This window comes from Streptosporangium sp. NPDC003464 (assembly GCF_053588315.1).
The window spans coordinates 1-21,419 of the sequence record NZ_JBSFPS010000171.1 but is presented as its reverse complement, the minus strand read 5'-3'; the positions used below and the strand labels follow the sequence as shown (position 1 = coordinate 21,419).

Sequence of the window (21,419 nt, the reverse complement as noted above, 5' to 3'; positions counted from 1 at the left end):
GCCGCCGCCGGGATATACGAGGATAAATCCGGGAAACTGCTGGCGGAGCTCCTCGCGGGGGCCGGATGCCCCGACCCCGACCCCGACCCCGACCCCCACGCCCCGGCCGCTCCCCTCCGCCCGCCCCCTGGAGCGACGGGCGGCGCCGGCCCGCTTCACCGACCGGCGCCGGGGCACCGACCGCAGGCTGGTCATCCTGGTGGTCTTCACCGGCGTGATCTCGGTCACCGCGGTCGCCGCGCTGAACGGCAGGGCCCGCCGGTAGCGGAGAAGACGCGGGGGCCCGCCGGCGGAGATCCGCCGGCGGGCCCCGGACGCCGCGCCGGGCCGCTATTCGGCGGCGTATCTCACCGGGAACCGCTCGTCGATCTGGTCGTACTGCTTCTGCGCCGCCTTGAAGGCATCGGGCCCGACGGCGCCCAGCCCCGCGAACGGGTGGCTGATCAGCATGATGAAGCCGATCCCGATGACGACCACGCCCACCCTGACGGCGTCGCCGATGATCGACGGGAGCGTGGGCCTGGCCCCGAGCGTCCAGGGCAGTGCGATCACCAGCAGCCCGGAGATGATCATTGAGATCACGAAGATGCTCTCCAGGCCCGTGCCGGCGTCGGCCGTGCGGAGGGCGCGCGCGTGGGCGGCCTCGGACAGATGGCTGAGCGCGTCCTGCTGCAGGCCCTTGCTCTCCTCGCCGGCGGGCCGCAGCCGGATCGTCGCGGCCCGCATGTCCTCCAGCATCAGCGTGGGGATCGGGGACATCTGCCCCTTGGCCATCAGCGGCCAGTCGAGGTCGACGCTCCTGGCGGAGTAGTCGCGGATCTGCGCCCGGATCGGCGCCGCCTCCGGGATCGGCGCCACCGACCAGTACATCTCGGTGAGGACCTCCGCCTCGGCCTGGACGTCGGCCTGCGAGGTCGACAGGGCGTCCCGGCAGAGCACCGCGGCGTAGGCCAGCACCAGCAGGTAGACGGCGAGGGCGAGGTTGGCGGAGAAGTCCACCGACGCGGAGCCGCCGCCCTCCTCCGCCCTGCCCCGCCGCCTGAGCACGAGAAGCGCGATCATCGTGATCGCGACGGCCGCCACGACCAGCATGGTTACCCAGCCCATGAGACTCCCTCGAACTCGTCACCGAAGTAACTACCGAGGGTAATGTGTTCGTTACTGGAATTCTCGTGGTTCGCGCCGGACGTCACTCACGGAGTTCGTGGACCCCCGCGATGAAGTCCCGGGCGACCCCCCGCAGGCCCGGCAGATGGGAGAGCCCGACCAGCCGGTCCACCAGCGGCACGCTGAGCTCGATGAACCGGTAGGTCCGCCGGCACCCCTCCGAGGTGTCGTGCACCCAGAACAGCACGACCCCCATCGACATCAGCCAGAGCAGCTCCGGCAGCTCCGCCCTGAGCTCGGCGTCCATCCGGTCGGCCGATCCCTCCACCACCCTGCGGTAGATCGCGATCGCGGCGTCCCGGGCGGGCGACGACTCGGCGCTGAACGGGCTGAGGGGGTTGCTCGGCTCCGCCGCGTGCTTGAAGAACTTCACCGCGAACTCGTGATAGGGCTCCGAGACGCGCACCCACTCCCGCAGCACCCCGCCCAGGCGCGGGGCGAAGGAGCGCTCGGTGGCCAGCAGCTCCTCGCAGGCGGCCTCGTGCTCGGCCTGTGCCCGGTCGTAGTACGCCTGGACCAGGGCTTCCTTGGAGGCGAAGTAGTAGTAGGCGTTCCCCACCGAGACGCCGGCCTCGGCGGCGATGGCCCGCATCGTGGTGGCCTCGTATCCGCGCTCGCGGAACAGCCGTAAAGCGGTCTCCACGATGACTTCGCGAGTCTTGTCTGATCCCCTGCTTCTCTGAGTCGGCTCGGCCACGTTCGTCACTGTACGACCCATGGCGCCGTGAGGTCATCGTGGATCACGATGATCGCCATCGCAGGGCAAAATCCACCCCCCCAGAGGGGTCATACCGGTTCCAATGTGGGATTGATCCTTTCGGTGGGAGGGCTCCCGTCACAAGGGATAAATGTATGGGGACACGTCCCTGTAAACAGCGGCGTGCGCGGCTCACGGCCGGGGCACTGCTGGCACTGCAGATATCACTCATCGCGCTGGCCTCGCACGGCACCGCCGCGGCCGACAGCCCGCGCCCGTCCATCACCGTGACGGCCGCGGGGGCGCCCGCCGGCGTCCTGGCCGCCGCCCGGCGCTACGCCCGGAGCCTGTACCGGCAGGCGAGCGCGGTCAGGGCGGCCGGACGGCCGGGCGGGGAGTCCGGGCGGCCGGGCGGGAAGTCCGCCCCGGGCCAGCCGGTACGGCTCGGCCACGCGCAGGCCACACAGTTGCTGCGCGACGCCGGCCTGCGCTGGATGTCGTCCGGGGGGTGCAGCAACCGCAGGGTGGGGACCTGCACCTCACTTGAGGCGGTGCGGGCCGCCACCGTGGAGAACGTGATCGCGCTGAAGCGCCGCAGCGGCTGCCCCGTCGTCGTCACCGGCGGCACCGAGGTCGGCCACGCCCCCGGCCGCTACAGCCACCACCGGGGCTACAAGCTGGACATCGAGCTCAACCCCTGCATCAACGGCTACATCACCCGCGAGCACGTCCTCGACGGCGTCCGCGGCGACGGGGCCGCCCTCTACCGGGACGAGGGGACCGTCTACGCCCGCGAGTCCGACCACTGGGACATTCTCTTCCTCTGACCCCCGTGGTCTCTTCCTCCGGCGCCCGTGGTGCCCGGTGACGCCCGTGGTGCCCGGCCCCGCCGTACGGCTGAACTCATGGCGCCCGGCGCCGCCGTACGGCCGGAAGGCGTCTTCCGGCCGTACGGCGGGCGGGACCACGCGGGCCCGGGAACCACGGCGGACCCGCGCCCATGGCGGGTCCGTGACCTACGCGAACTCGGCCGCGACCAGTTCGGCGATCTCCGCCGCGTTCAGCGCCGCACCCTTGCGGAGGTTGTCTCCGCAGACGAACAGGTCCAGGGTGTTGGGGAAGTCGAGCGCCTGGCGGACACGGCCCACGTAGGTGGGGTCGGTGCCGACGACGTCGGCCGGGGTCGGGAAGACGCCGTTGGCCGGGTCGTCCATGACGACCACGGTCGGGGCGGCCTCCAGGATCCGGTGCGCGTCGGCGACGGTGATCTCACGCTCGAAGGTCGCGTGCACGGCCAGCGAGTGGGTGGTGATCACCGGTACGCGGACGCAGGTCGCCGAGACCTTCAGGTCGTCGATCCCGAGGATCTTCCGGGACTCGTTGCGGAGCTTGATCTCCTCGGAGGCCCAGCCGCCGTCCTTGAGCGACCCCGCCCACGGCACGACGTTGAAGGCCACCGGCGCCGGGAACGGCGACTCGCCCTCGCCCAGCTTGTTCTGCAGGGCCTTGCGCACATCACCGGCGCTCTGCCCGACCGTCCGGTCACCCGCGAGGGCCTCGACCTCGTCGTAGAGGCGGGCCGAGCCGGCCACACCGGCGCCGGAGACCGCCTGGTAGGAGGCGACCACCAGCTCGCGCAGGTTGTACTGCTCGTGGAGCGCGCCCATCGCGGCCATCATCGACAGCGTGGTGCAGTTGGGGGTGGAGATGATGCCCAGCGGCCGGTTGCGCGCGGCCTCGGGGTTGACCTCCGGCACGACCAGCGGGACCTCGGGGTTCATCCGGAAGGTGCCCGACTTGTCGATGGCGATCGCGCCGCGCTCGGCGGCGACCGGCACCCAGACCGCGGAGACCTCGTCCGGCACGTCGAAGATCGCGATGTCGACGCCGTCGAAGACCTCGGGGGTCAGCTCCTGGACGACCAGGTCCTCCCCGCGGACCTGCAGGACCTTGCCCGCCGACCGGGCGGACGCGACGAGCTTGATCTCGCCGTAGATGTCGTCCCGGCTGGTGATGATGTCGCGCATGACGGTGCCGACGGCACCGGTCGCACCGATCAGAGCAAGAGTGGGCTTGCGGCTCATCGCCCGGTACCTCCGTAGATCACAGCTTCAACCTGGTCGGCGTCGAGATTGAACGCGTGGTGCGCGGCGGTGACCGCCGCGTCCACCTCGTCCTGCCCGACGATCACCGAGATGCGGATCTCCGAGGTGGAGATCATCTCGATGTTCACGCCCGCGTCGGCGATGGCGGCGAAGAACGTCGCCGTGACGCCGGGGTGCGAGCGCATGCCCGCGCCGATCAGCGAGACCTTTCCGATCTGGTCGTCGAAGAGCAGCGACTCGAAGCCGATGCGCTCCTGGATCTTCTTCAGTGCGGTGAGTGCCGTGGAGCCGTCGCTCGTGGGCAGCGTGAAGGAGATGTCCGTCCGACCGGTCGTCGCCGCCGACACGTTCTGCACGATCATGTCGATGTTGATTTCGGCGTCGGCCAGCGTTTTGAAGATCGTGGCAGCCTCGCCAACCTTGTCGGGGACCCCGACAACGGTGATCTTGGCCTCGCTCCGGTCGTGCGCGACGCCGGAGATGATGGGCTGCTCCATCTCTGTTCCTTCACTGTCGGGGTCGGAGACGACCCACGTGCCTTCCTTGGTGCTGAACGAACTTCTGACGTGGATCGGCAGGTGGAAACGGCGAGCGTACTCGACGCAGCGCAGATGCAGGATCTTCGCGCCGCAGGCCGCCATCTCCATCATCTCCTCGTAGGAGATCTTGGGGATCTTACGGGCCGCCGGGACGATGCGCGGATCCGCGGTGAAGACGCCGTCCACATCGGTGTAGATCTCACACACGTCCGCGTTCAGGGCCGCGGCGAGCGCGACCGCGGTCGTGTCGGAGCCTCCCCGGCCGAGCGTGGTGATGTCCTTGGTGTCCTGGGAGACGCCCTGGAAGCCGGCCACGATCGCGACCTGGCCGCCGTCGAGGGCCTCGCGGATCCGGCCGGGCGTGACGTCGATGATGCGCGCGCGGCCGTGGGAGGAGTCGGTGATCACGCCGGCCTGGGAGCCGGTGAACGAGCGCGCCTCCTGCCCCAGGTTGGCGATCGCCATCGCCAGCAGCGCCATGGAGATGCGCTCACCGGAGGTGAGCAGCATGTCGAGCTCACGGCCCGGCGGCAGCGGCGAGACCTGCTGGGCGAGGTCCAGCAACTCATCGGTGGTGTCGCCCATCGCCGAAACGATCACCACGACGTCGTTGCCGGCTTTTTTCGTCGCGACGATCCGCTGGGCGACCCGCTTGATGCAGGACGCGTCGGCGACGGACGAACCACCGTACTTTTGAACAACGAGCGCCACGAGATGTCTCCGAAGCAATCTAGGGCTGTGGAGCTCACAGTCTACTGTCGCTCTGGTAGATCACCCCTGGTCTGGCCCACTATGTGGACAATCACACCATTGTGTATGTGGACAATCACACCATCGTGCGCTCTTCCGCGACGTCAAGTCGGGTATGCGCGACGAGCGCCTGGAGAGCCCGCATCGCCGCTCCGGCGTGGTTGCCCCAGGTGTTGAAGTAGGAGTATTGCCACCACCACAGCGCCTCCAGCGGGCGGCCCGCCCGGTAGTGCCGGAGACCGTGGATGAGATCGGCCGCCACCGCGGTCAGGTCGTCCGACAGGCGGTAGGGCGTGACCGAGGTGTCCTTGTAGGGGTCGAAGACCTCGGCGTAGTCGTCCACCGGGCCCAGCCGCTCGGCGAGAGCCGTGCGGACGGCGTCGACGTCCGGATCCTCGCTCAGGTGCGGCTCCCAGTTGCCGGACAGGATCACGTCCTGGCTGGCACCGAGCTGCGCGCCCGCCGAACTGACCTGGGCCACCTCCACCAGCAGCAGCGGCAGGATGGCGTCTCCGCCCTCGCCGCCGGCCAGCCGGGTCAGGCCGTCGATGTAGTTCTCCGTGTGCTCGGCGATCCGTTCGGCCAGAGCACTCCATGCGTCAGACATCCAGCAACCTCCTTCCTTCGAACGCGCGGCCCAGAGTGACCTCGTCGGCGTATTCGAGGTCACCGCCTACCGGCAGGCCGCTGGCCAGTCGTGTGACTTTCAGACCCATCGGCTTCACCAGACGGGCGAGATACGTCGCCGTCGCCTCCCCCTCCAGGTTGGGGTCGGTGGCGAGGATCAGCTCGGTCACCTGGCCGTCGGCCAGGCGCGTCATCAGCTCGCGGATCCGCAGGTCGTCGGGGCCCACCCCGTCGATCGGGCTGATCGCCCCGCCGAGCACGTGGTAGCGGCCCCGGAACTCGCGGGTCTTCTCGATGGCCACCACGTCCTTGGACTCCTCCACGACGCAGATCACGTGGGGATCGCGCCGGGCGTCACGGCAGATCCGGCACTCCTCCTCGGCCGCGACGTTCCCGCAGACCCGGCAGAAGCGGACCTTCTCCTTGACCTCCAGCAGCGCGTGGGCGAGCCGCTTCACATCGGCCGGCTCGGCGGCCAGCAGGTGGAACGCGATCCGCTGCGCGCTCTTGGGACCGACGCCGGGCAGCATCCCCAGCTCGTCGATCAGGTTCTGGACGACCCCTTCGTACATGGCTCAGAATCCGGGCAGCTGGCCGAGCCCGCTCCCGCCGCCCAGCCCCTGTGCGAGCGGGCCGAGTTTCTCCTGCTGGAGGTCGGCGGCGGCGCGCACCGCGTCGCGGATCGCGGCGATGACCAGGTCGGCGATGGTGTCGGCCGTCTCCTGGGGGTCACCGGGATCGACGGCCTCCGGACTGATCTTCAGCTCCAGCAGCTCGCCGCCACCGTTGACCGTGGCCACGACAAGTCCGCCGCCCGCCGAGCCCTCGACCTCCGCGTCGTTGAGCTCCTGCTGGGCGCTGACAAGCTGCTGCTGCATGAGCTGTGCCTGCTCCAGCAGCTGCTGCAGGTTGACATCCCCTGGGTTCACCGTCGTGTGCTCCTCGTCCGTGACATCAGTCGTCACGAGCCTACGGGGTTCCGGCCAGGTCTTGTACTGGCCTCAGCACGTGTTCCCCAGGGAGGGGTGCTAAACCCCCGGTCGGGTCCCGGCCCCCCTCCAGACGCCCGGGACCCGACGCACACGCACCGAAGCGGCCGCACCCGACGGCGTGTGCCCAGAAACCTAGCCAGGCCCAGGTTGCACACAGGTTGCGTCCGTCCGGTCACGCTTCGCGCATCCTTTTGTCCGAACGGGTTGCGGGCAGGGGGTCTCACCACCGATGCTTCGGCCATCGGCTTGATTGCAGGGGGGAGCAGATGCCCGACGGCCACCCCGGAGCCGTCCCGGTCCCCGATCTGGACGCCTACTCGGTACGGCTGCGCCGCCTGCACGAGGCCGGGCTGGGCGGCGAGCGGCCGGGCGGCGGAGGGCCGCGGAGCCTGATCTCCGCGTCGTGGCGGCGGTCCATGGACGCCGGCATCGACCCCGAGACCCCGTCGGCCCCGCCCGCCTTCGGCAGGCAGGACATCCGCGAGGTCAGGGCGGCCCACCCCATGAGCGCGCTGCTGCCGCTGGTCACCGGGACGCTCCTGGAGACCGCCGAGGCGAGCGCGCACATCCTGATCGTCGCCGACGCCGACGGGCGGGTGCTCTGGCGCGACGGCGACCGCCGGGTGATGCACCGGGCCGACGAGGTGGGCCTGGCCGACGGCTTCCACTGGGGCGAGCGCGCGATCGGGACCAACGGCATGGGCACCGCGCTCGCGGCCCGGCGGCCGGTCCACGTCTTCTCCGCCGAGCACCTGGTCAGGGCGCTCCACGTCTGGTCCTGCTCCGCCGCCCCGGTCATCGACCCCGACAGCGGCGACGTGCTGGGCTGCATCGACATCAGCGGGACCACGCGCGCCCTGCACCCGGCGACCGTCACGCTCGTCGAGACCACCGCGCGCCTGGCCGAGAGCCACCTCGCGCTGCGCATGCACGAGCGCGACGGCCGCTTCCGCGCCCGCCACGAGGGGCGCCTGCGGGCGCTGCGCGGCGAGCCGGGCGCACTGGTCACCGCGACCGGACGCGTCGTCGCCGGCGACCGGGCCCTGCGGTGGGGCGAGCGCGTCCGCCTGCCGGAGTCGGGCGACCGGGTGATCCTGCCCGACGGCCGGACGGCCTTCCTCGACCCGCTCGACGGGGGCTTCCTGCTCCGCCTCGGCGACCCGGCGCGCGTCCCCGTGCTCACCCTGTCCTTTCTCGGCACCGAGCACCCCTCGGCCCACCTCGACGGGGTCCGCGTCCCGCTGTCCCCGCGCCATGCCGAGATCCTCACGGTGCTCGCCCTCAACCCGCACGGCATGACGGCCGGCCGGCTCTCCTTCCACCTGTACGGCGACCAGGGCAACCCGGTGACCGTCCGCGCCGAGATCCACCGCCTCCGCGCCCAGCTCGGCCCCGCCATCTCCGCCAAGCCGTACCGCCTGGCCTGCACGGTCGAGGCCGACTTCCTCAGGCTCAAGGATCTGCTCGCCGCCGAGGACGCCGCCCCGATCGCCCGCGCCTACGGCGGCCCGCTGCTGCCGCGCTCCGAGGCCCCCGCCATCCGCCGCGAGCGCGAGGAGCTGGAAGGCCAGGTCCGCGCCCGCCTGCTGCTGCGGGGCGCCCCCGACGACCTGTGGGCCTACGCGGAGACCGAATACGCCAGGAACGACATCCAGGTCCTGGAGCGGCTCATCGCCGTGCTCCCGCCCGACGACCACCGCACCGTGGCCGCACGGATCCGCCTGGCCGGCCTCGACCTGCCCTGACCCCGCCGGCCCCGGACCCCATGGACGGCCGCGGGCGCGCCGTCAGCCCCGGAGCGCCGCGGCGACGGACCGGGACGCGGGTCTCGTCCGTCCGGCGGCGCGGCTCCGCGCCCTCACCGCCGGAGCGGCGCGCGCCGGCCGGTGGACGCCTGACCGCCGTCAGGTGTGGTCGATCTCGCCGATGATCTGGCCGCCGAGCTCGCGCTGGATGAGCGCCATGCCGGTGAGCTCGTCGACGTCGGCGTCCGCGTCGTTCAGCGGGTCGACCTCGTCGGTCTCGACGGCGGGCTTGCGGCCCGGCACCGCGTCCGGCCAGGCCGGCTTGCCACCGCCGGAGGCCCTGGGGCCCGACTGGGCGGCGGCCCTGGCCGCCGAGCGCGCGGCGGCCAGGCCGGGACTCGGGCTGGGAGGCGAACCGGGGTCGTCCGGGAGCGGCGCGTCCGGCCAGGACTCGTCGGTGGCGGGCGGGGCCTGCCGGGCCGGGGCCTCCTGGGCGGCCGGAGCCGCCGGGGCCTGCCGGACCCCCGGGGCCTGCTGGGCCGCCGGGGCGGGGTCCGGCCTGGGAGCGGGCTCCTGGCGCGCCGGGGACGGGCCCGGAGGCGGCCCGGCCGGGGGACGGGCGCCGCCGGACGGGCCGGGCCCACCGCCGGACACGACGGCCTCGACCTTCCAGGTGCCGCCCAGCACGTCCTGCAGCGCCGCCGCGACCACCGCGTCCTTGCCGCCTCCGGTGAAGTTGCGCATCGCGCCGACCTGGGTGAAGCCGAGCGTGACGACCTTGCCCTCGACGCCGACGACCTGGGCGTTGGTGTTCACGTTCGCCCAGACGACGATGCTGCGCTGCTTGAGCACCCCGAGCACCTGCGGCCATGCCTGCTGTACGGCCCCGCCCCCGGCGTCGGAGACCGGTGCGGCCGCCGGAGCGCCGGATCCCTGCTGGGACTGGGGCTGTGACGGGGATGGGGAGTGGGGTTGGGGCTCGGGTGCCGGGGCGCCGGGCCGGACCGGCTCCGGCCAGTCGTCGCCCGCCTGGGCGCGGGGCTGCTGGGCGGGCGCGGCGGGGGCCGCGACGGCGACGGGCGGGACGGGCAGCGGGGCCTGGGGCGCCGGCGCCGCGTGGACCACCGGGGCGGAGGACGCCACGGCGGGGGCCGCGTAAGCCGCGGGGAGAACCGCGGGGGCCGCCGCGACGCCGCCCTTCTCCAGCCGCTCCAGCCTGGCCAGCAGGGCGCCCTCTCCCTGCGCCGCCCCGGGCAGCAGCGTCCGGGCGCACATCAGCTCAAGCAGCAGCCGGGGCGAGGCCGCGCCGCGCATCTCGGTCAGGCCCGCGTTGAAGATCTCCGCGGCGCGGGTCAGCTCGGCCGGCCCCATGGAGGCCGCCTGCGCCTGGAGCCGCTCCAGCTCGTCGGCGGGCCGGTCGAGCAGCCCGCTGGTGGCCGCCTCCGGCACGTTGGCCAGGATCACCAGGTCGCGGAAGCGCTCCAGCAGGTCCATGGCGAAGCGGCGGGGGTCGTGCCCGCCCTCGATCACCCGGTTGACGGTCTGGAACACCCGCGCGCCGTCACGGGAGGCGAAGGCGGCGACCACGTCGTCGAGCAGGTCGCCGTCGGTGTAACCCAGCAGGGAGACCGCGCGCGCGTAGGTGATGCCGGCCTCGTCCGACCCGGCGAACAGCTGGTCGAGGATCGACAGCGAGTCACGCGCCGAGCCGGCGCCCGCCCGGACCACCAGCGGCAGCGCGGCGGGCTCGAAGGGGACCTTCTCGGAGGTGAGGATCTCCTCCATGAGCGCGCGCAGCGCCGTGGGCGGGATCAGCCGGAACGGGTAGTGGTGGGTCCGGGACTTGATCGTCCCGATGACCTTCTCGGGCTCGGTGGTCGCGAAGACGAACTTCAGGTGCGGCGGGGGCTCCTCGACGAGCTTGAGCAGCGCGTTGAAACCCTCGCGGGTCACCATGTGCGCCTCGTCGATGATGTAGATCTTGAAGCGCGCCGACACGGGTGCGAAGAAGGCCCGCTCACGCAGGTCGCGGGCATCGTCCACACCGCCGTGCGAGGCGGCGTCGATCTCGATGACGTCGAGGTGGCCGGGACCGGTGGGGGCCAGCGCCACGCAGGACTCGCACTCCCCGCAGGGATCGGGGGTCGGGCCCTTCTCGCAGTTGAGCGAGCGGGCCAGGATCCGGGCGCTGGAGGTCTTGCCACAGCCCCGAGGGCCGCTGAACAGGTAGGCGTGGTTGATCCGGCCGCTCCGCAGCGCCTGCCGCAGCGGCTCGGTGACGTGCTCCTGTCCCTTGACCTCCGCGAAGGTCCCGGGCCGGTACTTGCGGTAGAGCGCAAGACTCATGCGACGCTCCCACCTGCGAGGGGCCTGAAACGAAGAGACCCCTCGCACACCCGCCAGAGCCTGCTTATCCTTGCTGCCTTCCGGCCCTGGGGAGGTTCACAGGATGACGCCGCGCGAGGGGTCCTGGGACAGTCTAGCCTCTGCGCGGAGTGCTCGGGGTATCGAATGCGCAGCGCCCAGGCCCCTGAGATATGTGGTCTACGCACTCCTGAAAGTTCGGTAAGCTTCTCCACGGAGGATTCGCCTAGTTGGCCTAGGGCGCACGCTTGGAAAGCGTGTTGGGGGCAACCCCTCAGGAGTTCGAATCTCCTATCCTCCGCCATCACATGGAAGCCCGCTCCAGCATGGAGCGGGCTTCTTTGCGTCCGGACCCCGGTCCGGGTCTCAGCCGGGCCGTCCCCGCCCGGTCAGTCGGCGGGGAGCTTCCCGAGCGTCACGGTCATGGTGGCGGGGGAGCCGTCGGGCCGCCGGAGCTTCACCTTGGCCCGGTGGCCGGGCTTACGGGCGGCGAGCACCTTGGCCAGGGCCTGCGCCGTCAGGGTCGGGGTGCCGTCGACCGAGACGATCACGCTCCCGGGCTTGATGGCCGCCTGCGGCGCGCCGGTGCCCTCGGCCGCCCGCAGGACGCCGACGCCCGCCGGCCGGCCCCGGCGGCTGACCACGGTCTGCACCGCGACGCCAAGAGTGGCCCGTTCGGCGTCGGTGACCTTGCCGTTCTTGATGAGCTGGCTGACGACACGGGTGGCGGTGTTGGACGGGATCGCGAAGCCGATGCCCGGAACCGTGGCGCCCGTCTCGGTGTTGACGACGTTGGCGACCAGGATGCCGACGACCTCCCCCGCGAGGTCGATCAGGGCGCCGCCGCTGTTGCCCTCCTGGATCGGGGCGGAGGTCTGGATGAGGCCGCTGATCGTGGATCCGGCAGCGGCGCCGGGCTCGGCCGGGAAGGAGACACTGCGGTCCAGCCCGGAGACGATGCCGTCGGTCACGCTGCCCGACAGGCCCAGCGGGTTGCCCATGGCCAGCACGAACTCGCCGATGGACAGCTCGCTGGAGTCGCCGAAGTCGGTGGGGACGAGACCGGCCGGATCGATCACCTTGAGCACGGCCAGGTCGCTGGCCTCGTCGGAGCCCACCAACCTTGCGGTCCGGGGAGTGCCGCCCGTGGTCAGTGTGATCTCGAAATTCTTGGCCCCCCTCACCACATGGTCATTTGTCACAATATGACCAGATTTGTCATAGACAATGCCCGAACCCTCGGCGACCGCCAACGGACCGACCTCCGAGGAGATCTGCACGATGGACGGCAACACCCTGGCGATGCTCTGGCTGTAGGAGGCCTCCAGCGCCGTCGGGGTCCTCGCCGCCGGGACGGCGACGGTGCCGGCCCTCCTGCCCGACGGTCGCGGGTCGGTGCCAGGGCCGCCGCCGGCGAACACCACCGATGCGGTGAGTACCGTGATGATTACAGTCCGTGTTTCCCTCATAACGAAGCATTTGCCCATTTAGCAGGGGAAAGACGTAAATGGAGATACATGTTTCGCACAGAGTGGTGCGACCAATCCGGCCGGCGGGGGCGCGGGGAGCCGCCGCGGCCGGTGCCCGGAGCGCCGGCCGCGGACGGCTCCGGTGACGACGGGACGGAGTCGGCCTGGCGGCGGCCGCCGGACGGCGTAGACAGGACCGTGCGAGGGAATGTCTGACAGAGCCAACGGCAGGGACGCGCCCGGCCGCGGAGCGGGCGCGACAACGCAGGTCGCCCGCCCCGCCACCGGCCCGGCGGGCCACGGCGTCGCGGCGTCCCCGCGGAGGCACCCCAACCCCCCGGCATGCCCGGCCCTTCCGGGGGCAGTCGGAGGGTCCCAAGCGGATCGAAGGGACGTCGGCGATGGATTTCAAGGACGATGCCCAGCTGGACAGCTCACAGGTCGAGAGCGGCGGCCGGGGAAGGATCCCCGGAGGCGGCCTCGCGGTCGGCGGCGGTGCGGCCGGGATCCTCGCGCTCATCGTGGCGCTGATATTCGGGATCAATCCCGGCGACATCACCGGCGGCGACCCCGCTCCGGTGGGCCCCAGCTCCGACCTGAGCGCCCAGTGCAAGTCGGGGCAGGACGCCGACCAGAACGAGGAGTGCCGGGTGGTCGGCGTGGTCAACAGCATCCAGGACTACTGGCCCAAGGTCGTGCAGGACTACCAGCCCGCCAAGACCGTCCTGTTCTCCGGCCAGGTCAACACCGCCTGTGGCGCGGCCGACTCCTCGGTCGGCCCGTTCTACTGCCCGGCCGACCAGAAGGTCTACCTTGATCTGTCCTTCTTCGAGCAGCTTGAGAGCAGGTTCGGCGCCAAGGGCGGGCCGTTCGCCCAGGCCTACGTGATCGGGCACGAGTACGGTCACCACGTGCAGAACCTGCTCGGCACCAACGCCAGGGCCCAGGGCGACCGGCAGGGGCCGGAGAGCGGCTCGGTCCGGCTGGAACTGCAGGCCGACTGCTACTCCGGAGCCTGGGCCAAGAACGCCTACGAGACCGGCCTGTTCGAGAAGCCCTTCACCCAGACCGACATCGAGGAGGCGCTCAGCGCGGCCGCGGCGGTGGGCGACGACAGCATCCAGGAGCGCACCCAGGGCCGGATCGACCCCGAGGGCTTCACCCACGGAACATCGGCGCAGCGTGTCAAGTGGTTCACCACCGGTTACGAGAGCGGCGACCCCACCAGGTGCGACACCTTCGCCGGCGACATCTGACAGAGGCCGCTGAGCTGCGATAAGAGCAACCGGGCAGGCAAACGGTCCGAATCTCTCCTAAACTACATAGTGTGATCTTCAAGTTGATCGGTGACGGACGGCCCTACCCCGAGCACGGCCTCTCGCATCGCGAGTGGGCGCAGATACCGCCGCGACAGGTCCGGCTCGACACGCTGATCACCACCAAAGCGGTGCTCGACCTGCACTCCCTGCTCGCCAAGGACTCCACGTTCTACGGTGATCTGTTCCCGCACGTGGTGCAGTGGCGCGGCGACCTCTACCTGGAGGACGGCCTGCACCGCGCGCTGCGCTCGGCGCTGCACCAGCGCTCGGTCCTGCACGCCCGCGTCCTGGAGATCCCCGCGGACAACTGAGAACGCCGAAAGGGCTCCCGGCATCCCGGGAGCCCTTTTCCGTCCGGCGGTGGAGGGGATTCGGCCCGGGACCCCGTGACCGAATCATGAAAGACCTTCCTCGGGCGCCCCGGGCCTCGTTAGCTTTACCGGGTGCTGAGCACCTACCAAGAGATCCGTGACCGGATCTACGAGCTCGCCCGCCGGCACGGGCTGCGGGTCGACTGGGTCGAGACCACCAGGTCGGTGCGGCTGCTCCATCTGCTCGACACCGACCAGATCGTCATAGCACGCGCCACCGTCCCCGTCCGAGGTGTCACACTCGAAGCACTGGCCCATCTGGCCACAGACCTGGAGCGCGTTTTCGGAAGGGACTGGATGGAATGACCGCCCACCACCTGACCTTCAAGGTCACTCGCAGCAGAGCGCTCGACACCGGGGGCGACGTGTGGGTGGCCCTCGCCGTCGGCGCCCCGGGCAGCGTTTCCGGCGAGAGCCTGGCCGAGCTGGTCGAAGAGGTGGAGGCGGTCAAGCATTTCTGCCTCGGTCTCCCCGAGGAGACCCCCGTCTCCGTCGAATACGTCTACGAGCTGCCCGGCCTGCCCCAGGAGGTGCTCACCTCCTACCGGCGCGAGCGCGCGCAGCTCGACGAGAGCGCCCGCGCCCTCGCCGTACGGCTGCGCGAGGCGGGCCTGTCGGAGCGGGACAGCGCGACGCTGCTGGACATGCCGGCGTCGGGGACGGACCTGCTGCGGAGCCCCGCCTGACAGGCCGGGAGCGGGGGAGCCGACACGGAGAAGGCCCCTGACCCGTTCGACCGGGTCAGGGGCCTTTCTCGGCGGCGGTGGTGGTGGGATTTGAACCCACGGATGAGTTGCCCCATCACACGCTTTCGAGGCGTGCGCCCTCGGCCACTAGGCGACACCACCGCCGAGCAGCTTACCGGATAACCACTATTGTTCGCGCATCCGGCGGACGGCGAAGAACTCGGTGAGAACGTCGGCGCACTCGTCGGCCAGCACGCCCATGACGACCTCGGGCCGGTGGTTGAGACGGCGGTCCCGTATCACGTCCCAGAGCGAGCCAGCGGCCCCGCCCTTGGCGTCCGCGGCACCGTACACGACGCGGTCGATCCTGGCCAGCACCGCGGCCCCCGCGCACATCGTGCAGGGCTCCAACGTGACCACCAGCGTGCAGCCGGTCAGCCGCCACTCCCCGCGGGCCCGCGCGGCCTCCCGCAGGGCGAGGACCTCGGCGTGCGCGGTGGGATCGCGCAGGGACACCCGGTCGTTGCCGGCCTGCGCCAGCACCGCCCCGTCGGGGCCGAGGACGACCGCGCCGACCGGCACCTCGCCACGGGCACCGGCGGCCGCGGCCTGCGCCAGGGCGAGCCGCATCTGCGGGACGTAGTCGGTCACCGCAGCCGATCGAGCTCCTCGGCGAAGGCGAGCCGCTCGGCGATCACCGAGAGCGTGTCCGCGGGGAGCACGCCCTCCTCCATGCTGAGCTCGATGAGCTCCTCGGGGCTCACGCCGAGGTCGCTCAGCAGCTCGAAGTCACCCGCGGGCCGTACGCCCAGATCGGGGGTGTCCTTGTCCGGCGCGACCCCGGCCAGCTCGCTGAAGAGCTCTCCGAGCTCGTCGGAGATCCCGGCCTGGGCGTCCGAGAGGAACGTGCGGGGCTCCTGGTCGCCCTGGTAGCGGACGATCGCGAACCACTCGTCCTCCACCTCCACGCAGAGCAGGGCCAGCTCGTCACCGGTGAGCCCGAGGTGCTCCTGGACGGCGTCGCCCAGGTCGTCGGCTATCTCGGCGGCGCTGAGGTCGACCTCCGCGCCGTTCCATCCGTCCGCGGTGCGGACGAAGGCTGCCGAGAACACGCTGTTGCCGGATGGTCTGGAGGCCATGGCCGATCTCCCGAGGTCAGCCGAACACCGAGTCGATGGCGCGTTCGAACGGCTCGGAGAACCCCAGCCGCGCGGCGATGCTGGACAGCACGTCCTCGGGGAGCAGGTCGATGTCTCCGGACAGGATGCCGAGCTCCATCTCGTCGAGGCCCAGGTCGGCGAAGATCGACAGGTCCCCCGCGGGGAGCGCCGTCTCCTCGTCCTGGAGGATCGCCTCGAGCTCGTCCTCGTCGGGGACCGGCACGTCGAGGTATTCCAGCGCCTGCTGCGCGAGCGGGAAGTCCCAGGACGCGGCGATGTCGGAGAGGAAGACCTCCACCCGCTCACCGAACACCCGTAACGCCACGAAGAACTCATCCCCAACGGCGACCAGGCCAATCGTCCCGTTCATGCTCGGCTGCTGGCGCAGGGCGTGAATCAGGCCGTCGAGATCCGAGACGAGTGCCACCGGGAGCATCTCCGCTTCCCAGGTCTCGTCCTCGCGATAGACCACGATGGCAAAGTCCAGCGAGTCTTCGTCTGCCATGGTCATCCCCACCGATGCGTTCACTACGGATGTCAATGCTTTCAGAACCAGCCCATCACCGTACGCCTCTCCGACCAAATTGTGATCAAATCCGCGTGAGCGGGCGATGTCACGTACGTGTGGTCTGTTATCTCCTGAGCTGCCATCCGAGATACCGTTGGCGCCCATGGAGACCCTGGTCGTAGACCACCCGCTGGTGGCCCACAAGCTGACGGTGCTGCGGGACGTGAACACGGATTCGCCCACTTTCCGGCGTCTGGCCGACGAGTTGGTGACGCTGCTCGCCTACGAGGCGACCCGTCAGGTCCGCACCACCGAGGTGACGGTGGCGACCCCCGTCGCCGCCGCCAAGGGCGTACGGCTGGCCCAGCCGTACCCGCTGGTGGTCCCCATCCTCCGCGCCGGCCTGGGCATGCTGGACGGCATGACCCGGCTGCTGCCCACGGCCGAGGTCGGCTTCCTCGGGATGATCCGCAACGAGTCCACGCTGAAGGCGGAGACCTACGCCACCCGCCTGCCCGACGACCTGTCCGGCCGGCAGGTCTACGTGGTCGACCCGATGCTGGCCACCGGCGGGACCCTGGCCGCGGCGATCGAGTTCCTCTTCGAGCGCGGCGCCGACGACGTGACCGCGCTGTGCCTGCTGGCCGCCCCCGAGGGCATCGCCCACATGGACGAGGTCTTCGCCGGCACCGACAGGCCGATCCGCCTGGTGACCGCGGCTCTGGACGAGCGGCTGAACGAGCACGGCTACATCGTTCCGGGTCTCGGTGACGCCGGCGACCGCCTTTACGGGGTCGTCTAAGTAATCTTCCTTCCCAAGGGAGAGTCGTTCCGCCACTTCTCTGTTACACAGTGTGCTTATGTGGGTACCGGTAGTGACGAAGACATCTCTTCTGTGTCCCCGGTCCACCGGGCCGTGGGCGCACACCAGGGAGAACCATGAGCGAGCGAGTCATCCCGGACGCGGAACCGGATCCCTACGAGGACGTCAGCGCCGCGCTGCGGGATGAGTTTTCCGAAGTGCACCCGGCGACCACCGTGATCCGCTGCATCGCGGCGGCGCACTACGGCGCGCTGGAGGTCACCGGCCACGCCCATCCCGGGCTGGTCGAGCGGATCGCCCGCAAACACCTGGAGGTCCTCGCGCTGGTCGCGAGTGAGCGCGGGTGACGCAGAACACATCAGCCGGAGCAGGGCTTTCGGGACGGGCCGAGACCGTAATGGCTGATGCGCTTTACCTCGCCTATGGCGTGGGTAATGTATACGGCGGGTGCAGTGGGCAGTGGTAGTAGGAGGCCGCAGTGCAGGTCAAGAAAGTTCTCACGTATGGCGGTGCCGCCTTCGTGGCGTTTTTCCTGTTCACCCGACCAGGTGACGCGGCGAACGCGGTGAGGGGTGCCATGGACACGGTATACACGGCGGCCAATTCCCTGGCCCAGTTCGTTTCCCATCTGTCATGAGGTTAGTGACCCACGGGGACTCCGCTCCCTCGTCGGTCAACCGCTACCTACTCCCCCACGAACACCAGGTCATCATGGTGCGGCGTCACCCGGCCGTACTGCTCCGTCCGGTCGCCGAGGTCTTCGGCGGCCTGATCCTCGCCGGACTGCTCAGCAAGTGGTTCGGCGACCAAGGCGGTGGCGGCGCGCTCGTCATCGTCTGGTGGGCATGGCTCCTGTTACTGATCCGCTTCGTGTGGAAGGTGGCGGAGTGGTCGGTCGACTACTTCGTGGTCACCTCCAAGCGCATGCTTCTCACCACGGGCCTGATCACGCGCAAGGTCGCGATGATGCCGCTCGGCAAGGTGACGGACATGAGCTTCCAGCGCTCATTGCTCGGCCGGATGCTGGGCTACGGCGAGTTCGTCCTGGAATCGGCCGGTCAAGATCAGGCTTTGTCGACGGTCACCTATATCCCGTATCCGGAGACCCTCTACCTGGAGGTCTGCCAGATGCTGTTCCCCGGAGGCAACGACTCGGATGATTAGTCCCCCCATGTCCTTTATGGCATGGGGCTCGACAAGAGTCCACCTGAGGATTCTTCACGTGGGGTTACCCGATTCGACTGCTTCATGCAATCATGGCGGGAACATTGACCATCCCCCGCCCTGAGAGATCAGATGCCGAGTCAGGGAACCATCGGTGACCGCGTCCGCGGACTGCGGCTGAGTAGGCGCATGTCCCAGGCCCAGCTAGCCGGGCCTGACCTCTCCGACAGTTACGTCTCCCTCATCGAGTCGGGCAAGCGCACGCCGACTCCGGTGGTCGCGCGCCTTCTCGCCGAACGGCTGGGGTGCACCACCGAGTTCCTGCTGCACGGGATCGAGCCGCGTCAGCGCATCGACACCGAGCTGGGGCTGCGCCACGCCGAGCTGGAGCTGCAGCACGGCGACCCGTCCGCCGCCGCCGAGCGGTTCGGCGAGATCGTCAAGGTCGTCGGCGAGGAGAACGCCATGCTGGCCGCGCACGCGCGGCTCGGCCGGGCCCGCGCCCTGGAGGCCCAGGGCCGGATCGGCCCGGCGGTGGAGGCGTTCGAGCGGCTCCGCCGCGAGGCGGCCGCCCACCCCGAACGGCTGGCCGACCTGCCCCTGACCGTGGCGCTGAGCCGCTGCTACCAGCGTGCCGGCGACACCCTGCGCGCCCATGACCTGGCGGCCCAGGCCCTCACCCAGGTGAACCGGCTGGCCCTGACGCAGGGCGAGATCGCCGTCGATCTGGCCGCCTCCCTGATGGAGACCGAGGCCAGCCGCGGGCCGGACTCTCCCGGCCTGTCCTACGTCCGGCACATCCTGTCGGTCAACGGCGTGTCGGCCGTGGTCAACCGCGTCGCCGAGATCCACTCCCTCTGGCAGGCGAGCATCGCCGCCGCCGAGGGCGAGGACTCCGCGCTGGCCGTCCGCCTGGCCGACGACGCGATCGCCACCGGCCGTCCGGCCCGGATGGCCTTCCGGCTGGCCCGCATCGCGATGGACTGGTCGCGCTTCACCGCCTCCGCCGGCGAGGAGCGGCTCGACGAGGCCCACGAGCTCGCGACCGCCGCGAGCGGGGTCTTCGGCGCGTTCTCCGACCGGGCGCACGACCACGCCAAGAGCCTGGTGGTGCTCGCCTACGTCCAGCTCCGCAGCGGCAACGTGGAGGGTGCGGCCGACCTGGCCGGGTCTGTCCTCGACACGCCGGGCGGGCAGAGCGGCGTCACGGCGGCCACCGCCCATCTGGTCCTGGCCCAGGTCGCGCTCACCCGCGGCGAGGGCGACGTCACGGCCATCCTGAACAGCGCCTGCGGGCTGCTCGACGGCCTGCGCTCCGGGACCGCCGGTCCCGACCGGGAGGTCGCGCGGGTCTGGCGCGAGCTCGGCGACCTCTACAGCCGGGTCGGTGCCGGCGAGGAGCAGGCGAGCGCATACCGTAGGGCGCTCGAAGCCGCCGGAGTCCGGAGTGCGATGGTTGGTGTGACGGTCGATTCGGCGCTGGTTCGGTAAAGCCACTCACCCGTTGGGGCTCCGGATTTGTTTTTCCGCCTCCGGAATTATTATGGTCGACCAGTCATTGACTCATAGGATGATTGGTTTCCCCGGAGGAGGCGGACTGTGAGTCTGCGTACGGCGCAGCGTGCGTCTCTCGTCGACCAGGTGATCGATCAGCTCAAGGAGCAGATCACTTCGAACTCCTGGCAGATGCACGCGAAGATTCCCACCGAGACCGTGCTCGCCGAACAGCTCGGGGTCGGTCGCAACACCGTGCGCGAGGCGGTGCGGGCGCTCACCCATGCCGGGCTGCTGGAGTGCCGCCAGGGCGATGGCACCTACGTCCGCGCCACCAGCGAGCTGTCAGGGGCCATGCTGCGGCGGCTGCGCACCGCCGAGCAGCTGGAGATCCTGGAAGTACGGCGCGCGCTGGAGGTCGAGGCCGCCCGGCTGGCCGCGACGAGGCGCAGCGACGCCGACATCGTCCGCATCGAGGCCGCCCTGGCCGAACGGGAGCGCGCCTGGGAGCTCGGCGAGCCCAACGCGTTCGTCGAGGCCGACCTCGCCTTCCACATCGCCGTCGTCCAGGCCACCCACAACCTGGTCCTGATCGACCTCTACGAGGACTTCTCGGCCGCCCTGCGGGCGAGCATCACCGCCGCGGGCACCTCGCTCAACAGCACCTACATCCCGCACGAGGCCATCGCCCGAGCCATCGCGGCCGGCGACGCGGCCGCCGCCGAGCGCGCCGGCCACGCGTGCATGGAGCACATCCTGATCGCCCTGACCGAGGCTCAGGAGCTCTCCTCCTGACTTCTCCCACCTCCTCACCACCCCTCCCGCCCCGACGTTGAAAGGGCCCCACCCCCGGCGGGGGTGGGGCCCTTTCACGTCGTCTGAGATCGTCGCGCCGGACGGGAGCGGGAGCCGGGCGGGAAGCCGGTCAGGCGCCGCCCTGAGGCCCTTCAGGCGCCACCTGAGGTTCTCAGGAGGGGGAGGGAGGGCGGCGCCGGGTGAAGGCCGTCAGGGCAGGCGCAGGGACATCACGAGATAGCGGAAGGTGGGGTCGGCGTCGCCGGGGACCTCGGTGATGAGAGCCGGCCGGCTCGGGGACTGCAGGTTGAGCCGGACGTATTCGGTCTCGACCCCGGCCAGGCCGTCCAGCAGGAACTGGGACTGGAAGGCGATCTGGATGCCCTCACCGGACAGCTCGGCGTCCAGGACCTCGGCGCCGCGGCCGATGTCGCCCCCGCCCGCCTGGATGAGCACCTGGCCCTGACCGAACGACAGCCGGATCGCGGTGTTGCGCTCGGCGACCAGCGCGACGCGCTTGATCGCGCTGATGAACGGGGCCACCCGGACGTCGGCCCGGATCGGCCAGTCGTCGGTCAGCCGCGCGCGGTAGTCGATGAACTGCTCGTCGAGCAGGCGGACCGTGGTGCTCCGGCCGACGCTCT

General features: G+C 70.6%; 24 protein-coding genes, 2 tRNA genes, 1 other RNA gene and 2 pseudogenes. 14 read left to right on the top strand and 15 right to left on the bottom strand.

Annotated elements, in window-relative coordinates:
- Positions 1 to 265: pseudogene (locus tag ACWDS7_RS31120) on the top strand (hypothetical protein); the annotation flags it as partial.
- A gap of 65 nt (positions 266 to 330) precedes the next feature.
- On the opposite strand, the gene ACWDS7_RS31115 reads toward ACWDS7_RS31120, so the two are convergent.
- Together ACWDS7_RS31115 and ACWDS7_RS31110 are read right to left on the bottom strand one after the other, a co-directional pair.
- Complete coding sequence (locus ACWDS7_RS31115) at positions 331 to 1,107, bottom strand: bestrophin-like domain (protein WP_451932156.1); 777 nt, start codon at positions 1,105 to 1,107, stop codon at positions 331 to 333.
- Between the two features lie 82 nt (positions 1,108 to 1,189).
- Positions 1,190 to 1,810: a TetR family transcriptional regulator gene (locus ACWDS7_RS31110; RefSeq protein WP_451932155.1), complete on the bottom strand. Its 621-nt coding sequence runs from the start codon at positions 1,808 to 1,810 to the stop codon at positions 1,190 to 1,192.
- 209 nt (positions 1,811 to 2,019) lie between these two features.
- On the opposite strand from ACWDS7_RS31110, the gene ACWDS7_RS31105 reads away from it, so the two are divergent.
- Complete coding sequence (locus ACWDS7_RS31105) at positions 2,020 to 2,691, top strand: hypothetical protein (RefSeq protein ID WP_451932154.1); 672 nt, start codon at positions 2,020 to 2,022, stop codon at positions 2,689 to 2,691.
- Positions 2,692 to 2,880: 189 nt separating this feature from the next.
- Here ACWDS7_RS31105 and ACWDS7_RS31100 read toward each other — a convergent pair whose 3' ends face one another.
- From ACWDS7_RS31100 to ACWDS7_RS31080, 5 genes are all read right to left on the bottom strand, one after another.
- Positions 2,881 to 3,948, bottom strand: coding sequence for an aspartate-semialdehyde dehydrogenase (locus ACWDS7_RS31100; RefSeq protein ID WP_306861400.1), 1,068 nt, complete (start codon positions 3,946 to 3,948; stop codon positions 2,881 to 2,883).
- The gene (locus ACWDS7_RS31095; RefSeq protein WP_306861402.1) at positions 3,945 to 5,219 is read right to left on the bottom strand and encodes an aspartate kinase; all 1,275 of its coding nucleotides are present in this window, start codon (positions 5,217 to 5,219) and stop codon (positions 3,945 to 3,947) included. Before ACWDS7_RS31095 ends, ACWDS7_RS31100 begins: the two co-directional genes overlap by 4 nt.
- Before the next feature lie 115 nt (positions 5,220 to 5,334).
- Complete coding sequence (locus ACWDS7_RS31090) at positions 5,335 to 5,865, bottom strand: DUF5063 domain-containing protein (protein ID WP_306861403.1); 531 nt, start codon at positions 5,863 to 5,865, stop codon at positions 5,335 to 5,337.
- A complete protein-coding gene (recR, locus tag ACWDS7_RS31085) occupies positions 5,858 to 6,457 on the bottom strand; it encodes a recombination mediator RecR (RefSeq protein WP_030919803.1) in 600 nt (199 codons plus the stop codon). Before recR ends, ACWDS7_RS31090 begins: the two co-directional genes overlap by 8 nt.
- A 3-nt stretch (positions 6,458 to 6,460) precedes the next feature.
- Positions 6,461 to 6,814: a YbaB/EbfC family nucleoid-associated protein gene (locus ACWDS7_RS31080; protein WP_306861406.1), complete on the bottom strand. Its 354-nt coding sequence runs from the start codon at positions 6,812 to 6,814 to the stop codon at positions 6,461 to 6,463.
- Between the two features lie 329 nt (positions 6,815 to 7,143).
- Here ACWDS7_RS31080 and ACWDS7_RS31075 point away from each other — a divergent pair, with 329 nt between their 5' ends.
- On the top strand, positions 7,144 to 8,622 hold the full coding sequence (locus ACWDS7_RS31075) for a GAF domain-containing protein (RefSeq protein WP_451932153.1): 1,479 nt from the start codon (positions 7,144 to 7,146) through the stop codon (positions 8,620 to 8,622).
- Between the two features lie 159 nt (positions 8,623 to 8,781).
- Here the strand turns inward: ACWDS7_RS31075 and ACWDS7_RS31070 are convergent, their stop codons facing one another.
- Both ACWDS7_RS31070 and ffs read right to left on the bottom strand, forming a co-directional pair.
- Complete coding sequence (locus ACWDS7_RS31070) at positions 8,782 to 10,968, bottom strand: DNA polymerase III subunit gamma and tau (protein WP_451932152.1); 2,187 nt, start codon at positions 10,966 to 10,968, stop codon at positions 8,782 to 8,784.
- Between the two features lie 30 nt (positions 10,969 to 10,998).
- An RNA gene (gene ffs / locus ACWDS7_RS31065) (signal recognition particle sRNA small type) lies at positions 10,999 to 11,094 on the bottom strand.
- A 107-nt stretch (positions 11,095 to 11,201) separates the two neighbouring features.
- Here ffs and ACWDS7_RS31060 point away from each other — a divergent pair.
- Positions 11,202 to 11,290 (top strand) — tRNA-Ser (locus ACWDS7_RS31060).
- 85 nt (positions 11,291 to 11,375) lie between these two features.
- On the opposite strand, the gene ACWDS7_RS31055 is transcribed toward ACWDS7_RS31060, so the two are convergent.
- Positions 11,376 to 12,188: a S1C family serine protease gene (locus ACWDS7_RS31055; RefSeq protein WP_451932151.1), complete on the bottom strand. Its 813-nt coding sequence runs from the start codon at positions 12,186 to 12,188 to the stop codon at positions 11,376 to 11,378.
- A 668-nt stretch (positions 12,189 to 12,856) separates the two neighbouring features.
- Between ACWDS7_RS31055 and ypfJ the strand changes: the two genes are divergently transcribed.
- The 4 genes from ypfJ to ACWDS7_RS31035 all read left to right on the top strand — a co-directional run bounded on the left by ypfJ (position 12,857) and on the right by ACWDS7_RS31035 (position 14,831).
- Complete coding sequence (ypfJ, locus tag ACWDS7_RS31050; protein WP_451932150.1) at positions 12,857 to 13,711, top strand: KPN_02809 family neutral zinc metallopeptidase; 855 nt, start codon at positions 12,857 to 12,859, stop codon at positions 13,709 to 13,711.
- A gap of 71 nt (positions 13,712 to 13,782) precedes the next feature.
- Complete coding sequence (locus tag ACWDS7_RS31045; RefSeq protein WP_306861449.1) at positions 13,783 to 14,085, top strand: type II toxin-antitoxin system VapB family antitoxin; 303 nt, start codon at positions 13,783 to 13,785, stop codon at positions 14,083 to 14,085.
- A gap of 132 nt (positions 14,086 to 14,217) precedes the next feature.
- Positions 14,218 to 14,451, top strand: coding sequence for a hypothetical protein (locus ACWDS7_RS31040; RefSeq protein ID WP_306861451.1), 234 nt, complete (start codon positions 14,218 to 14,220; stop codon positions 14,449 to 14,451).
- Positions 14,448 to 14,831, top strand: coding sequence for a hypothetical protein (locus ACWDS7_RS31035; protein ID WP_306861453.1), 384 nt, complete (start codon positions 14,448 to 14,450; stop codon positions 14,829 to 14,831). The genes ACWDS7_RS31040 and ACWDS7_RS31035 overlap by 4 nt, the downstream gene beginning before the upstream one ends.
- 75 nt (positions 14,832 to 14,906) lie before the next feature.
- On the opposite strand, the gene ACWDS7_RS31030 is transcribed toward ACWDS7_RS31035, so the two are convergent.
- The 4 genes from ACWDS7_RS31030 to ACWDS7_RS31015 all read right to left on the bottom strand — a co-directional run bounded on the left by ACWDS7_RS31030 (position 14,907) and on the right by ACWDS7_RS31015 (position 16,496).
- Positions 14,907 to 14,993 (bottom strand) — tRNA-Ser (locus tag ACWDS7_RS31030).
- Positions 14,994 to 15,017: 24 nt separating this feature from the next.
- Complete coding sequence (gene tadA / locus ACWDS7_RS31025) at positions 15,018 to 15,461, bottom strand: tRNA adenosine(34) deaminase TadA (RefSeq protein ID WP_451932157.1); 444 nt, start codon at positions 15,459 to 15,461, stop codon at positions 15,018 to 15,020.
- Between the two features lie 17 nt (positions 15,462 to 15,478).
- Positions 15,479 to 15,970: a tRNA adenosine deaminase-associated protein gene (locus ACWDS7_RS31020; protein ID WP_306861455.1), complete on the bottom strand. Its 492-nt coding sequence runs from the start codon at positions 15,968 to 15,970 to the stop codon at positions 15,479 to 15,481.
- 16 nt (positions 15,971 to 15,986) lie between these two features.
- Positions 15,987 to 16,496, bottom strand: a complete 510-nt coding sequence (locus ACWDS7_RS31015; protein ID WP_370879677.1) for a tRNA adenosine deaminase-associated protein — start codon at positions 16,494 to 16,496, stop codon at positions 15,987 to 15,989.
- Between the two features lie 166 nt (positions 16,497 to 16,662).
- Between ACWDS7_RS31015 and upp the strand changes: the two genes are divergently transcribed.
- The 6 genes from upp to ACWDS7_RS30985 all read left to right on the top strand — a co-directional run bounded on the left by upp (position 16,663) and on the right by ACWDS7_RS30985 (position 20,775).
- Positions 16,663 to 17,301, top strand: a complete 639-nt coding sequence (upp, locus tag ACWDS7_RS31010) for a uracil phosphoribosyltransferase (protein ID WP_306861458.1) — start codon at positions 16,663 to 16,665, stop codon at positions 17,299 to 17,301.
- Between the two features lie 137 nt (positions 17,302 to 17,438).
- Positions 17,439 to 17,669: a hypothetical protein gene (locus ACWDS7_RS31005; RefSeq protein WP_306861460.1), complete on the top strand. Its 231-nt coding sequence runs from the start codon at positions 17,439 to 17,441 to the stop codon at positions 17,667 to 17,669.
- A 131-nt stretch (positions 17,670 to 17,800) separates the two neighbouring features.
- Positions 17,801 to 17,959 (top strand): hypothetical protein, encoded by a 159-nt coding sequence (locus tag ACWDS7_RS31000; protein WP_012895668.1) that lies wholly within the window; start codon positions 17,801 to 17,803, stop codon positions 17,957 to 17,959.
- Positions 17,956 to 18,486 (top strand): PH domain-containing protein, encoded by a 531-nt coding sequence (locus tag ACWDS7_RS30995; RefSeq protein ID WP_012895669.1) that lies wholly within the window; start codon positions 17,956 to 17,958, stop codon positions 18,484 to 18,486. The genes ACWDS7_RS31000 and ACWDS7_RS30995 overlap by 4 nt, the downstream gene beginning before the upstream one ends.
- Positions 18,487 to 18,618: 132 nt before the next feature.
- A complete protein-coding gene (locus ACWDS7_RS30990; protein WP_306861467.1) occupies positions 18,619 to 19,977 on the top strand; it encodes a helix-turn-helix domain-containing protein in 1,359 nt (452 codons plus the stop codon).
- A 108-nt stretch (positions 19,978 to 20,085) separates the two neighbouring features.
- On the top strand, positions 20,086 to 20,775 hold the full coding sequence (locus ACWDS7_RS30985) for a FadR/GntR family transcriptional regulator (RefSeq protein ID WP_306861469.1): 690 nt from the start codon (positions 20,086 to 20,088) through the stop codon (positions 20,773 to 20,775).
- Positions 20,776 to 20,985: 210 nt separating this feature from the next.
- Here the strand turns inward: ACWDS7_RS30985 and ACWDS7_RS30980 are convergent.
- Positions 20,986 to 21,419, bottom strand: a pseudogene (locus tag ACWDS7_RS30980) (DNA polymerase III subunit beta); the annotation flags it as partial.

What these genes read in the sequence shown, in the direction of transcription:
- tadA (WP_451932157.1), bottom strand. Translation starts at nt 15,461, where the DNA reads ATGCGGCTCGCCCTGGCGCAGGCCGCGGCCGCCGGTGCCCGTGGCGAG.
- ACWDS7_RS31015 (WP_370879677.1), bottom strand. Translation starts at nt 16,496, where the DNA reads ATGGCAGACGAAGACTCGCTGGACTTTGCCATCGTGGTCTATCGCGAG.
- recR (WP_030919803.1), bottom strand. Translation starts at nt 6,457, where the DNA reads ATGTACGAAGGGGTCGTCCAGAACCTGATCGACGAGCTGGGGATGCTG.
- ACWDS7_RS31035 (WP_306861453.1), top strand. Translation starts at nt 14,448, where the DNA reads ATGACCGCCCACCACCTGACCTTCAAGGTCACTCGCAGCAGAGCGCTC.
- ACWDS7_RS31075 (WP_451932153.1), top strand. Translation starts at nt 7,144, where the DNA reads ATGCCCGACGGCCACCCCGGAGCCGTCCCGGTCCCCGATCTGGACGCC.
- ypfJ (WP_451932150.1), top strand. Translation starts at nt 12,857, where the DNA reads ATGGATTTCAAGGACGATGCCCAGCTGGACAGCTCACAGGTCGAGAGC.
- ACWDS7_RS31020 (WP_306861455.1), bottom strand. Translation starts at nt 15,970, where the DNA reads ATGGCCTCCAGACCATCCGGCAACAGCGTGTTCTCGGCAGCCTTCGTC.
- ACWDS7_RS31100 (WP_306861400.1), bottom strand. Translation starts at nt 3,948, where the DNA reads ATGAGCCGCAAGCCCACTCTTGCTCTGATCGGTGCGACCGGTGCCGTC.
- ACWDS7_RS31005 (WP_306861460.1), top strand. Translation starts at nt 17,439, where the DNA reads ATGAGCGAGCGAGTCATCCCGGACGCGGAACCGGATCCCTACGAGGAC.
- ACWDS7_RS31115 (WP_451932156.1), bottom strand. Translation starts at nt 1,107, where the DNA reads ATGGGCTGGGTAACCATGCTGGTCGTGGCGGCCGTCGCGATCACGATG.
- ACWDS7_RS30990 (WP_306861467.1), top strand. Translation starts at nt 18,619, where the DNA reads ATGCCGAGTCAGGGAACCATCGGTGACCGCGTCCGCGGACTGCGGCTG.
- ACWDS7_RS31105 (WP_451932154.1), top strand. Translation starts at nt 2,020, where the DNA reads ATGGGGACACGTCCCTGTAAACAGCGGCGTGCGCGGCTCACGGCCGGG.
- upp (WP_306861458.1), top strand. Translation starts at nt 16,663, where the DNA reads ATGGAGACCCTGGTCGTAGACCACCCGCTGGTGGCCCACAAGCTGACG.
- ACWDS7_RS31070 (WP_451932152.1), bottom strand. Translation starts at nt 10,968, where the DNA reads ATGAGTCTTGCGCTCTACCGCAAGTACCGGCCCGGGACCTTCGCGGAG.
- ACWDS7_RS31090 (WP_306861403.1), bottom strand. Translation starts at nt 5,865, where the DNA reads ATGTCTGACGCATGGAGTGCTCTGGCCGAACGGATCGCCGAGCACACG.
- ACWDS7_RS30995 (WP_012895669.1), top strand. Translation starts at nt 17,956, where the DNA reads ATGAGGTTAGTGACCCACGGGGACTCCGCTCCCTCGTCGGTCAACCGC.